Annotated in this window: 10 protein-coding genes; 6 read left to right on the top strand and 4 right to left on the bottom strand. The window is 59.6% G+C overall.

Translation table 11 applies throughout. The features are described 5' to 3' along the window. Positions 1-46 precede the first annotated feature (46 nt). The 6 genes from IFT66_RS18325 (at position 47) to IFT66_RS18300 (ending at position 6,586) form a co-directional block, all read left to right on the top strand. Positions 47-658, top strand: a complete 612-nt coding sequence (locus tag IFT66_RS18325) for a general stress protein (RefSeq protein ID WP_092663077.1) — start codon at positions 47-49, stop codon at positions 656-658. A gap of 174 nt (positions 659-832) precedes the next feature. Beyond that, a complete protein-coding gene (gene xth, locus IFT66_RS18320; protein ID WP_192078456.1) occupies positions 833-1,627 on the top strand; it encodes an exodeoxyribonuclease III in 795 nt (264 codons plus the stop codon). Further along, complete coding sequence (locus tag IFT66_RS18315; RefSeq protein ID WP_113165411.1) at positions 1,627-1,836, top strand: hypothetical protein; 210 nt, start codon at positions 1,627-1,629, stop codon at positions 1,834-1,836. The genes xth and IFT66_RS18315 overlap by 1 nt, the downstream gene beginning before the upstream one ends. 95 nt (positions 1,837-1,931) lie before the next feature. After that, on the top strand, positions 1,932-2,825 hold the full coding sequence (locus IFT66_RS18310; protein WP_192078455.1) for an NAD-dependent epimerase/dehydratase family protein: 894 nt from the start codon (positions 1,932-1,934) through the stop codon (positions 2,823-2,825). Positions 2,826-3,039: 214 nt separating this feature from the next. Beyond that, the gene (locus tag IFT66_RS18305) at positions 3,040-4,572 is read left to right on the top strand and encodes an acyl-CoA carboxylase subunit beta (RefSeq protein ID WP_192078454.1); all 1,533 of its coding nucleotides are present in this window, start codon (positions 3,040-3,042) and stop codon (positions 4,570-4,572) included. Positions 4,573-4,582: 10 nt separating this feature from the next. Continuing rightward, entirely contained in the window at positions 4,583-6,586 is a 2,004-nt protein-coding gene (locus IFT66_RS18300; RefSeq protein ID WP_192078453.1) for an acetyl-CoA carboxylase biotin carboxylase subunit, read from the top strand. Positions 6,587-6,643: 57 nt separating this feature from the next. Here IFT66_RS18300 and IFT66_RS18295 read toward each other — a convergent pair whose 3' ends face one another. The 4 genes from IFT66_RS18295 to IFT66_RS18280 are packed head-to-tail and all read right to left on the bottom strand — an operon-like array spanning position 6,644 to position 12,551. Continuing rightward, a complete protein-coding gene (locus IFT66_RS18295) occupies positions 6,644-7,534 on the bottom strand; it encodes a lytic transglycosylase domain-containing protein (protein WP_192078571.1) in 891 nt (296 codons plus the stop codon). A 55-nt stretch (positions 7,535-7,589) separates the two neighbouring features. Next, positions 7,590-8,132 (bottom strand): metallophosphoesterase family protein, encoded by a 543-nt coding sequence (locus tag IFT66_RS18290; RefSeq protein ID WP_192078452.1) that lies wholly within the window; start codon positions 8,130-8,132, stop codon positions 7,590-7,592. Positions 8,133-8,190: 58 nt separating this feature from the next. Continuing rightward, positions 8,191-11,355, bottom strand: coding sequence for an efflux RND transporter permease subunit (locus tag IFT66_RS18285; RefSeq protein ID WP_199864874.1), 3,165 nt, complete (start codon positions 11,353-11,355; stop codon positions 8,191-8,193). Further along, a complete protein-coding gene (locus IFT66_RS18280) occupies positions 11,352-12,551 on the bottom strand; it encodes an efflux RND transporter periplasmic adaptor subunit (protein WP_082471778.1) in 1,200 nt (399 codons plus the stop codon). The genes IFT66_RS18285 and IFT66_RS18280 overlap by 4 nt, the downstream gene beginning before the upstream one ends. Positions 12,552-12,678 lie beyond the last annotated feature (127 nt).

Raw genomic sequence — 12,678 nt, 5'->3', positions numbered from 1 at the left:
GCCTGATCGTCCCAACAACAATAACGAATACGAAGAGGAAATTCCCATGCGTACCATTACTGGACTTTACGACAGCTACGATGACGCCCGCGCCGCGGTGAAGGCTCTCGAAGATGCTGGCGTGTCATCCGACGACATCAGCATCGTGTCGCACAAGAACGGCAAAGAAGATATCGAAGGCCAGGGCAGCAACGCTGCTGAAGGCGCGGGCACAGGCGCTGGCATCGGTGCCGTCGCTGGTGGCGCCGGTGGTCTTCTGGCCGGTCTCGGAATGCTCGCAATTCCAGGCGTTGGCCCGGTTGTAGCAGCTGGCTGGCTTGCAGCAACGGCAGCCGGTGCTGTCGCTGGCGCAGTGGCCGGTGGCGCAGCAGGCGGTATCGTCGGTGCAATGATCGAATCCGGTGTGTCGGAGAAGGACGCCCACCTTTATGCCGAAGGCGTACGCCGCGGCGGTTCGCTGGTCGTCGCCAAGGTCGATGACGACAAGGCAGTGGCTTCTGAAGCGATCCTGACCCGTTCGCGTTCTGTCGATCTCAACGAGCGTCGTACAGCCTACACCAATGATGGCTGGTCGCAGTTCGACGACAACGCTGATCCTTACACACAGGACCAGATCGATGCCGAGCGCGGTCGCTACCGCACCAACACTCCGATCTGATCCATATTCTGAAAGGGCGGTCTTCATGGCCGCCCTTTCTCTATGCCGGGCAACTGCCGGCGACTCCGCAAGGCGGCATCGATCTGTCAACTTGTGCTTTGTCAAAACCAACACGCAGCACCGCAAATTTTGGCTGGGCCGCGAACTCGATAGTAGCACTCGGGTACAATTCGCGTGAAAATAGCCAGCTACAACGTCAACGGCATCAACGGGCGGATCGATATCCTCCTCCAGTGGCTGGAGGAATCGCAGCCTGATGTCGTGTGTCTGCAGGAGCTCAAAGCGCCTGATCAAAAGTTTCCCATCAAAGCCATTGAAGCAGCCGGTTACGGCGCCGTGTGGCACGGGCAGAAATCCTGGAATGGCGTGGCGATTCTAGCGCGCGGCGAAGAGCCGCTGCTGACTCGAAAGGGCCTCCCTGGCGATCCTGACGATGTCCAAAGCCGCTATATCGAAGCCCTAGTGGACGGTATCCTCATCGGCAACGTCTATCTTCCGAATGGTAATCCTTCACCCGGCCCGAAATTCGATTACAAGCTCGCGTGGCTTTCGCGACTGCAGGACTATGCCGCCGAGCTGATAGAATTAGACGTTCCGGTCGTCATCGCGGGTGATTACAACATCATACCGACCGAACTCGACGTCTATAAGCCTGAGCGATGGGCAGATGATGCGTTGTTCCGGGCCGAAGTTCGCAATGAATTCAGGGAGCTTCTCGCGCAGGGCTGGACGGATGCCATTCGCAGGTTACATGCCGACGAGCGCATCTACACCTTCTGGGACTACATCCGGAATGCGTATGGGCGAAACGCAGGACTTCGCCTCGACCATTTCCTGTTGAGCCCAGGTCTCGCAGACGACCTCTCGCGAGCCGAGGTCGACAAGCATGTTCGGGGCTGGGCCCACACGAGCGACCATGCACCTGTATGGATAGAGTTGTTAGACGATCTTAAAAAAGGAGCTGAGTGATGGAAGGCCATTGGACAAACGAACTTCGCCAGAAGGTTGAGGCACTCGTCGACGAATACGTTGCAGCTGGAGCATCCCAGAGCGATGTGCTCGATGTCGTAGCAAAGACAGGGGTCGATCTGCGGCTTCCGAAAACCGATGAGCCTGATCGCGCCAGCGACAAGGCTGTTGTCGAGGAACCCGCCAACGATTGGCCGGCTGCGACGTAAGGCTGCGCGGAGGGGCGTGACGATCACGTTGCCGCGGACTACCATAACCGCCCGGCATGGCGGTTATGGCTCACATACGGGAAGGGAACAGAAACATGACAAAGCGGATCGTTTTCACTGGCGGCACCGGAAAAGCCGGCAAGCATGCGGTATCGTATCTTCTGGCGAAGGGATACTCGGTCCTGAATGTCGATCTGAAACCGCTCGATATGACCGGCGTGAATACGCTGATCACGGATATCACCGACAGCGGCCAGGTCTTCAATGCGTTGACGACGCATTTCGGGTTCTCCGGCTTCGAAGACGGCGCACCGCCATCAGCACCCGATGCGGTCGTCCATTTCGCAGCGGTTCCACGCGTGCTGATCGAGCCTGATAACAAAACATTCGAAGCCAATGTCATGGGCACCTATAACGTGCTGGAAGCCGCCATGAAGCTCGGCGTACGCAAAGTCGTGATTGCTTCAAGCGAGACGACCTACGGCGTCTGCTTTGCCGAAGGTGACAAGAATTTCCACGCGTTTCCGCTGGAAGAAGATTACGACAGCGATCCGATGGACAGCTACGGATTGTCGAAAGTCGTCAACGAAAAGACCGCTCGCGCTTTTGCCATGCGCTACGGGGCCGACGTCTATGCTCTGCGCATCGGAAATGTGATCGAGCCTGACGAATACGACAATTTCGCAGATTTTCTTGAACAGCCGATGTCGCGAAAACGTAATGCGTGGAGCTACATCGACGCGCGCGACCTTGGTCAGATCGTCCATCTCTGCGTGGAGAAAGACGGGCTTGGCTATCAGGTCTTCAACGCAGTCAACGACACGATCACCGCCGAGCTCCCAACCGCCGAATTCCTCGCAAAATATTGTCCGGATACGCCGGTCTGGCGCGAGATGGGTCGGGATGAAGCGCCGCTCTCGAACCGCAAGGCCCGCGAAGTTTTAGGCTTCCGCGAAGAGCATCCCTGGCGGCGATATATGCTTCGCTGAGCTGCCAGATTGTCCGCTTCCGCGAGGGCGGGGGAACTTGAAATGGATGCGGACGTCAGCCTATCGGAGGGGCTGGCGTCATCTCCGGCAAGCGGTTAGCAATAGTTCTAGACGAAGCCGCAGCTTCATCTTTGATCGCGAAGGCATAAGGCGCGCCGCTGTCGCATCAGCCTTAGCTGGGGCACGGGGACGAGGGCATGGGAGACGACAACGCATGCTGCAGATAATCGAACAGCTGGAACAACGCAGGGCTGAGGCGCGTCTCGGAGGGGGCCAAAGACGGATCGACGCCCAGCACGCGAAGGGCAAGCTGACGGCGCGCGAGCGGATAGAGGTCCTGCTGGACGAGGGCTCCTTCGAGGAGTTCGACATGTATGTCACCCATCGCTGCACGGATTTCGGCATGGAGACCCAGAAGGTGGCCGGCGACGGTGTCGTGACCGGCTGGGGCACCATCAACGGGCGCCAGGTCTATGTCTTCAGCCAGGATTTTACCGTGCTCGGCGGGTCTCTGTCCGAGACCCATGCCCAGAAGATCTGCAAGATCATGGATATGGCGGTAAAGGTCGGAGCTCCGGTCATAGGCCTCAACGATTCCGGCGGTGCTCGCATCCAGGAAGGCGTCGCCTCGCTCGGCGGCTATGCGGAAGTGTTTCGCCGCAATGCCGAGGTTTCCGGCGTCATCCCGCAGATCTCGGTGATCATGGGACCATGCGCCGGCGGCGCCGTCTATTCGCCTGCCATGACCGACTTCATCTTCATGGTGCGCGACACGTCCTATATGTTCGTGACGGGCCCGGACGTGGTGAAGACCGTGACGAACGAGATCGTGACAGCCGAAGAACTGGGGGGCGCCACGACCCATACCCAGAAATCCTCGGTCGCGGATGCCGCATTCGAAAACGACGTGGAAGCGCTGGAAGCGGTCAGGCAGCTGTTCGACTTTCTGCCTCTCAACAATCGCCAGAAGCCCCCGGTTCGCCCTGTCCATGACGACCCGTCGCGGCTGGAGATGCGGCTCGATACGCTGATCCCAGATAGCGCGGCCAAGCCCTATGACATGAAGGAACTGATCACGGCACTTGCCGATGAAGGCGACTTCTTCGAGATCCAGGAAGCCTTTGCGAAAAACATCATCACCGGTTTCATTCGCATGGAAGGACAGACGATCGGCGTCGTTGCCAACCAGCCGATGGTGCTGGCCGGCTGCCTCGATATCGATTCGTCGCGCAAGGCGGCGCGGTTCGTGCGGTTCTGCGATGCGTTTTCCATTCCGCTGCTGACGCTGGTCGATGTGCCGGGCTTCCTTCCGGGCACGGCGCAGGAATATGGCGGCGTCATCAAGCACGGCGCAAAGCTGCTGTTTGCCTATTCGCAGGCCACCGTGCCGATGGTGACGCTGATAACCCGCAAGGCATATGGGGGCGCGTATGACGTGATGGCGTCCAAACATATCGGCGCCGATATCAACTATGCCTGGCCGACGGCTGAGATCGCCGTGATGGGCGCTAAAGGTGCGACCGAGATCCTGTATAGGTCGGAGCTTGACGATCCGGACAAGATCGCAGCCCGCACCCGGGAATACGAGGAACGGTTCGCCAACCCGTTTATCGCGGCAGAGCGTGGCTTTATCGACGATGTGATCATGCCGCATTCGTCGCGCCGTCGTATCGCAAGGGCATTTGCTTCACTGCGAAACAAGCAGGTGCAGACCCACTGGAAAAAGCACGACACAATCCCGCTGTGAGGCTCTAAGCATGATCAAGAAAATCCTGATCGCCAATCGCGGCGAAATTGCCTGCCGGGTCATCCGGACCGCCAAGCGGATGGGTATCGCAACCGTCGCCGTCTACTCGGACGCTGATCGTGATGCGCTGCATGTGAGGATGGCGGATGAGGCGGTTCATATCGGTCCAGCACCTTCCGACCAGTCCTATATCGTCATCGACCGTATTCTCGATGCCGTCGCGAAAACAGGCGCAGATGCCGTCCACCCTGGATACGGGTTTCTGTCGGAAAACGCCCTGTTCGCAGCAGCGCTCGAGAAAGCCGGCATCATCTTCATCGGTCCGCCGGTCAGGGCGATCGAAGCGATGGGCGACAAGATCACGTCCAAGAAGATCGCCGCCGAAGCGGGCGTTTCGACCGTGCCGGGTCACATGGATCTCATTGCGGATGCCGATGAGGCCGTAAAGATTTCCTCCTCGATCGGCTATCCGGTCATGATCAAGGCGTCTGCCGGCGGTGGCGGCAAGGGCATGCGGATCGCCTGGAACGATGCCGAAGCCCGGGAAGGTTTCCAGTCATCCAAAAACGAGGCGAAGTCTTCCTTTGGCGACGATCGCATCTTCATCGAAAAATTCGTGACGCAACCGCGTCACATCGAGATCCAGGTACTCGGCGACCAGCACGGGACCACGCTCTATCTCGGGGAGCGCGAATGCTCGATCCAGAGGCGAAACCAGAAGGTTATCGAGGAAGCGCCGTCTCCCTTCCTCGATGAGCAGACCCGGAAAGCGATGGGCGAGCAGGCCGTCTTGCTCGCAAAGGCCGTTGGTTATTTCTCCGCAGGAACAGTCGAATTCATCGTCGACGGCAACAGGAATTTCTACTTCCTCGAAATGAACACCCGGCTGCAGGTCGAGCATCCCGTGACGGAGCTAATTACCGGCGTCGATCTCGTCGAACAGATGATCCGGATCGCGGCCGGTGAAAAGCTGGCCCTCAGCCAGGACGACGTGAAGCTTGAAGGCTGGGCGATCGAAAGCCGGCTCTATGCCGAAGATCCCTATCGCAATTTCCTGCCGTCGATCGGCAGGCTCAGCCGCTACCGTCCACCGGTCGAGGGCGTCAAGCACGATGGCACGATCGTGCGCAACGATACCGGCGTCTTCGAGGGTGGCGAGATCTCGATGTACTACGACCCGATGGTCGCCAAGCTCTGCACCTGGGCGAAAGACAGGACGGCTGCGATCGATGCGATGGCGACAGCGCTCGACGGTTTTGAGGTCGAGGGCATCGGCCACAACCTACCCTTCCTCTCGGCGGTTATGAGCCAGGAGCGTTTCCGCTCCGGCAACTTAACGACCGCCTATATCGCCGAGGAGTTTCCCGATGGCTTTTCCGGTGTGCATCCCGATGCGGATGCGTTGCGGACGCTGGCAGTGATTGCGGCGTTTGCGCATCAGGTGATCAGGCAGCGGGCGCTGCAGATCTCAGGAACGCTTGCGACCGCTGGCCGCGTGACGGCAAAGGACTGGATCGTGGCACTGGCAGACGCTGAGGAAACGGTCACGATCGAGACCGGTTCGGCACAAAGCGCCGTCGTATTTGCAGATGGCAGTCGCTTCGCGATCTCTTCGGACTGGCTGCCCGGCAAGCGACTTGCCAGTTTTACCATCGGTGACAGAGTTGCCGAAATGAAAATCGATCTGATCGGATCGGCCATCCGGCTACGTTGGCGCGGTATGGATGTCAGGGCGCGGGTGCGTTCACCGCGTGTTGCGCAGCTTGCCCGACTGATGCCGGTCAAGGTCCCGCCGGATATGTCGCGAATGCTGCTCTGCCCGATGCCCGGTGTCATCACCTCGGTCACGGTCGGCGTGGGCGATCAGGTCGAAGCAGGTCAGACGCTGGCGACTGTCGAGGCGATGAAGATGGAAAATGTCCTGAAGGCGGAACGTCGTGGCGTGGTGAAGCGGGTGACAGCATTGCCCGGCCAGAGCCTCGCGGTTGATGAACTGATCATGGAATTCGAGTAAGGCCCGCCGACGATTTCTCAGGAAACGGTGTCGACGTCCACATACAGGGTCAACGGTTCAGCGGTTCTTGAGAACCGTGCAGGAAACGCCGTGGGCTTTGATTTCATTGCAAAGCTTGACTGCAGCGGCCCGGCTTTCCTCACCGATGCGGGCTGCGTATCGCGGACGACGACCGAAATTTCCGCCGCGCTGGCGCACGATAAGTGCCCGTTCGGCATTAAGCGGCGAGGGCAGTTTCGCAACCGAGGCGGCAAATAGCCGGCCGGCAACGCCAGGGTTATAATGCGCGGCGAGCTGGACACCCCAAGGCGCCCAGTCGGCTGACGCACCGAGAACCGGATCGTTGATGCGACGAGTGTCCGCCAGCGCGACGCAGGCGTCCTTAAACGGTTTTTGAGGGTCCAGATCGGGTGCGGCAACCGCCGGAGCATTGTCTCTCCAGACTTCCGCGGGATAGCCTGTAATCGCGAAGACGTAGTCCCGCGTCTCCATCGGCAGGCTTCCCGAGGTGAGGAACCTCTGCAGCCGTGCTTCGCCGGCATTGTAAGCGGCCGCCGAGAGACCGAAATTGCCGAACTTACCTCTCATTTCAGCGAGATATGTCGCGGAGGCATCAAGCGCTTCGAGAACGTTGAAGCTGTTGTTCAAACCGCGTAGACGGGCCGTATCCGGCATGAATTGCGCGATGCCCTGTGCGCCTTTCGGGCTGACTGCTTCAGGCCGAAAAAGGCTCTCGCGCCATATCAGGCGGGCGAAAAAGGCGGGCGGGATCTTCTGTTCTGTCGCGAAATGTTCGATTGCGTGACAGAGATCGACGTTGTACGTCTCCTTGGCGATGCAGAGCGCTTCGTCGCCGTCGCGCCGCTCGTAGAGGCACTCCGTCTCTTTGGTTGGTTCCGGAGGTGCGGTCTCGGCAGCGACGGGGTCGGCAAAGGCAGCCGCGACCATCAAAGCGCCAGCGCTCAGAAGTTGGAATTCCCTCTTCAACAAAACCCGCTCTCTTCTATCCGCTTGCATGTCCGCCGCCCAGTGTCACGACAGAGGCGATCTTTGGCGCAGCCTTCTTCTTGACGACATCCTCCAGCGTTACCGGCCGAAGCCCCTGCGCATCGACGCCAACATCAAACTGCCGTGGCAGCGGTTTGAGCCGGCCATGCGAGTGGCCGTGGAGGTTGATCGATTTCTTGCCCATCTTGTTCCAGGTGCGAAACGCGTAGTGGCAGAGGATCAGATGGACATCGTCGATATGAAGCTCATGATAGTGCTGCACGGACGTCCAGCCACTGGCCGACGTCGTGGTCTCCGGGTCGTTATTGCCGATGATCAGGTGTTTGCGGCCGTTGAGCTTCTCCAGTAGCCCATCGCAATCGCCACCGCGTACCGACATGAAATCGCCGAGATGCCAGACATCGTCGTCAGCGCCGACTATATCATTCCAGTATTGAATGAGTGCCTCGTCGTGCGCGACGATGTCCAGGAACGGTCGCCGGTCGATGCGCAACACGCGAGTATCGGCAAAATGGGTGTCGCTTGTGAAGTAGATCATGTGGTTTTAACCGGACCGCGCGAGAAGGACAGCCGCATCTATAACGGACATGCTGGTGCTATGCGGTCTCTGTCTTGGCCTCCAGATTTTCTGCCTTAGCTTTGCGACCGCTGAAGATGCGCCGTACGAGCACGAAAAACAGCGGGACGTAAAGCGTTGCAAGGATCGTCGCCGTGATCATGCCGCCGATGACCGCCGTACCGATCGCGATGCGGCTCTGTGCACCCGCGCCGGACGAAATTGCAAGCGGCAAAACGCCGAAGATGAAGGCAAGACTGGTCATCAGGATCGGTCTTAGCCGCAGGCGGGCGGCTTCCATGGCCGAATCGTAAGCGCTCTTGCCGGACCGTTCCGCCTGTTCCGCGAACTCGACGATCAGAATCGCATTCTTTGCAGAAAGGCCCATCGTGGTCAGAAGGCCGATCTGGAAGTAAACGTCGTTCTCCAGTCCGCGCAACGTGACAGCACAGACCGCTCCGATGATGCCAAGCGGGATGATGAGCATGACCGAGAACGGGATCGACCAGCTTTCGTAAAGTGCTGCAAGACATAAGAAGATGACGAGAAGCGACAGCCCGTAGAGGATGGGCGCTTGTCCGGCGGACAGTCTTTCCTGGTACGAGAGACTGCTCCAGGCCACCGACGTCCCGGGCAGGTCCGCGGCCAGTTCCGTCATACGGTCCATTGCCTGACCGGAGCTTAGGCCCGGTCCCGCTTGTCCCTGGATTTCATAGGACTGCAACCCGTTGAACCGCGTGAGCGTTGTCGGCGCCTGCGACCAGCTCGTCTTGGCAAACGAAGAGAACGGTGCCATTTCGCCGCTTGCCGTGCGCACATACCAGCCATCGAGATCCTCGACAGCGCCGCGGTGGGCGGCGTCACCCTGGACGTAGACCCGCTTCACGCGCCCACGATCCACAAAATCGTTGACATAGACGCCACCCCAGGCTGCGCTCAGGGTTGCATCGACATCGGACTGCTGGATCCCGAGTGCGCCGACCTTTTCGTCGTCTATGTCGATCTGTAACGTCGGGACGTCTTCAAGTCCGCTCGGACGTACGCGCGCAAGTGTCGGATCCGCAGTCGCCGCAGCGAGAAGCTGGTCGCGCCGCTGCTTGAATTCCGTCAGGCTGAGATCGCCATTGTTCAAAAGTTGCATGGTGAAGCCGTTGGACTGACCCAGTCCCTGCACCGATGGCGGTGTCAGCGCAAAGAACTGGGCGTCGCGCAAGGAGCGCCCGAGCGCGGCTGTGGCACGCGCCACAATCGAGGCGGCCGCGTTCTCTTCGCCCACTCGTTCGTCCCATGGCTTGAACTGCACAAAACCCTGACCGACGTTCTGGCCGGAGCCGCTGAAACGGAAACCCGAAATCGTAAACAGGCCAGCAATATTCGCCTGTTCCGGTCCGAGGAAGTGGTCTTCGATCGCGGCTGCGGTCTCGACGGTGCGAACGCGTGTTGCGCCGGGCGGAAGCGTGTATTGAACGACGCCGTAACCTTGATCCTCAACCGGAAGAAAGCCGCCGGGAAGTTGGAGGAAGAGAAACACGACGGCGCCGACCAGCGCACAAAAAGCGATGATCGAAAGCCAGATCCTGCGGATGGCGATCGTGACGGCCGCGAGATATGTCTTTTGAACCCAGCCGTAACCGCGGTCGAACATCGTCCCAAACCGCCGGATCAGGCCGCCAGTTCGCTTTGGCGCATCCTCTTTGCCGCGTGGTTTCATCAGCGTTGCGGTCAGGGCCGGAGTCAGCACCAGCGCCACCACGACCGACAGAACCATTGCGGAGATAACAGTAACCGAGAACTGCCGGTAAATGACCCCGGTTGAGCCGCCGAAGAATGCCATCGGAACAAACACCGCCGACAGGACCAGCGCGATCGCAATCAACGCCGTCTGGATTTCACCCATCGAGCGAAGCGTCGCGTCTCGGGGGCTTAAGTCCGGCTCCTCCTCCATGACTCGTTCGACATTCTCGACGACGACGATCGCGTCATCGACCAGAAGACCGATCGAAAGGACCAGTCCGAATAGGGTGAGCGTGTTGATCGAATATCCGAACAGTGCGAGCACGCCGAACGTGCCGAGCACGACGACCGGGACGGCAAGTGCTGGAATAAGCGTCGCGCGCCAGCTGCGCAGGAAGACGAACATGACGATGACGACAAGAACGATCGCCTCGATCAGTGTCTTCACCACTTCCTCGATCGAAAGCCGGATGAACTCGGTGGAGTCACGAGGGTAGGTGACGCGGTAGCCATCCGGCATGTTTGCCGCTTCGCCATCGATAGCCGCTTTCACCAGCTCGGCCGTTTCAAGCGCGTCCGCGCCGGGGGCAAGCTGAACGGCAATGCCGGATGCCGGATGACGGTTGAAACGGGTGAAGCGCGTATAGCTTTCCTGTCCGAGTTCGACGCGGGCGACATCCGCCAAGGTGACACGTGCGCCGCTTTCGTCCGTGCGGATGACGATCCGCTGGAACTCCTCCGGTGTCGTCAGGCGCGAACGGGCGGTCACGATCGCATTCAGCATCTGCGTGTCGGGGGAGGGTTGGGCGCCGATCTGGCCGGCCGCAACCTGCGTATTCTGCGCCTCGATCGCGGTGATGACGTCCGACGGCATCATCCCGTATGAAAACAAACGACCCGGGTCGAGCCAGATGCGCATCGCGTATTGCGAGCCGAAAAGGTTGGTATCGCCGACGCCGGGAAGGCGACCGATCCGCTCCTGGAGATTGGCGGCAATGTAGTCCGAAATGTCGGAATCCTTCGCCTTATCGGTTTCATCGTAAACTGCGGCGACAAGCAAAAAGTCACTGTTGGACTTCGTAACGGTGAGACCTTGCTGCTGCACCTGCTGGGGCAGACGAGAGAGAGCCTGCTGCACTCTGTTTTGAACCTGAACCTGTGCGATATCGGGATCGGTGCCCTTGTCGAATGTTACCGCGATCGTGACCTGGCCTTCGGCGCTGGAGGTCGACGTGAAGTAGATGAGGCCGTCGATGCCGGTAAGCTGCTGCTCGATCACCTGTGTCACGCTGGTTTCAAGCGTTGCAGCAGAAGCCCCAGTGTAATTGGCGCGGATGTTCACCTGCGGCGGCGCGATATCCGGATACTGCTCGACCGGAAGCGTCAGGATGGAGCCGATACCACCCAACATGATCACGATCGCGATCACCCAGGCAAAGATTGGACGATCGACAAAGATACGGCTGATCATAGCGCGGGGACCGCCTTGTTCTCTGTTGCTTCTGCGGTCTGCTTCTTACCCACGTCGACAATCTTGACCTTGTCGTCGGGTTTGACCTTGGAGACGCCTTCAACGATGACCCGGTCTCCAGGAGCAAGGCCTTCGGTTACGAGCCAGCGATTGCCGACAGCCTGAGCGACCTGGAGCGCTCGCCGCTGGACGGTATCTCCGTCGCCGACCACGAGCGCGCTTGCCTCTCCCGTAGGGCTCCTCGTCACGCTCTGCTGCGGCACGAGGATCGCATCCTTCGCCTGAGTCTGTGAGAGAACTGCGCGGACATACATGCCTGGCAGGAGGATGGCGTCGGGGTTCGGAAACTCGGCGCGAAGTGTGACAGACCCGGTCGACGGATTGACGGTGACATCGGTAAACTGGAGTTTGCCCGGAAGCGGATATTCCTGCCCGTCTTCCAGTTTCAAACGCACCTCGGCCGTGTCCTTGGACAATTCGCTCGAGGCCATCGCATCTCGCAGCTTTAAAAGCGCGGTCGAGGATTGCTGAATATCGACGAAGATTGGGTCGAGGCGCTGGATGGTCGCCAAGGCCTGCGTCTGCTGTGCCGACACGAGCGCACCTGTCGTTACCAGCGAACGGCCGATCCTGCCGCTGATCGGCGCGGTCACCTTGCTGTAGCGCAGGTTGATCTCCGCGGTCTGAAGCTTCGCATTGTTCTGCGCGACGGCCGCAGTGGCAGACCGGAGCGCTGCAGTGGCATCCGTAAACGCCTGCTCGCTAACCGCTCCCTTTTGCGCCAGGGGCTTTAAACGTTCGAATTCGATCCGCGCGTTGTCTTCGCCCGCCCGTGCGCTTTCGAGATTGGCGCGTGCCTCCGCAACCGAGGCTTCGAACAGGCTTGCATCGATCTGGTAAAGCGTGTCGCCCTTCTTGACGAAAGCACCCTCGGTAAACGAGCGAGCCTCGATGATCCCTGACACCTGGGGCCTGACCTCAGAAGTCTCGAACGGGGATGTGCGACCTGCAAGCTCGTTCACGAGCGGCACGTCTTCTGTCATCGCCGTCACAATCCCAACTTCCGTTGGCTGACGCGGTGGCTTTGCTTCCTCCTCTGCCTGCAGATTGCAGCCGGCAAGTGCAACGGCACAGCCGATGGCTGCAAGCCGCGGCAGCAACCCCTTCTTCGGGTAGGAGAACTGTGTGGGGATCATCGTAATTTGGCCTGTTCCGTCGCTGCCGAGATGAGTTGCTCGGCAGGTAACGCGGAAGGCGGCAAATCGTACGGTGGTGTTTCATCACGATGTTGCGATGCAATCGCGAGCCGGGCATTTTGTTTCG

The organism is Rhizobium sp. CFBP 13726 (assembly GCF_014841925.1).
Taxonomy (GTDB): Bacteria; Pseudomonadota; Alphaproteobacteria; order Rhizobiales; family Rhizobiaceae; genus Neorhizobium; species Neorhizobium soli.
This window is presented reverse-complemented; position numbering and strand designations above follow the sequence as displayed.

Coding starts and splice junctions, on each gene's coding strand:
- IFT66_RS18325 (WP_092663077.1), top strand. CDS start 47: ATGCGTACCATTACTGGACTTTACGACAGCTACGATGACGCCCGCGCC.
- IFT66_RS18315 (WP_113165411.1), top strand. CDS start 1,627: ATGGAAGGCCATTGGACAAACGAACTTCGCCAGAAGGTTGAGGCACTC.
- IFT66_RS18310 (WP_192078455.1), top strand. CDS start 1,932: ATGACAAAGCGGATCGTTTTCACTGGCGGCACCGGAAAAGCCGGCAAG.
- IFT66_RS18305 (WP_192078454.1), top strand. CDS start 3,040: ATGCTGCAGATAATCGAACAGCTGGAACAACGCAGGGCTGAGGCGCGT.
- IFT66_RS18300 (WP_192078453.1), top strand. CDS start 4,583: ATGATCAAGAAAATCCTGATCGCCAATCGCGGCGAAATTGCCTGCCGG.
- IFT66_RS18295 (WP_192078571.1), bottom strand. CDS start 7,534: ATGGTCGCGGCTGCCTTTGCCGACCCCGTCGCTGCCGAGACCGCACCT.
- IFT66_RS18290 (WP_192078452.1), bottom strand. CDS start 8,132: ATGATCTACTTCACAAGCGACACCCATTTTGCCGATACTCGCGTGTTG.
- IFT66_RS18285 (WP_199864874.1), bottom strand. CDS start 11,355: ATGATCAGCCGTATCTTTGTCGATCGTCCAATCTTTGCCTGGGTGATC.
- IFT66_RS18280 (WP_082471778.1), bottom strand. CDS start 12,551: ATGATCCCCACACAGTTCTCCTACCCGAAGAAGGGGTTGCTGCCGCGG.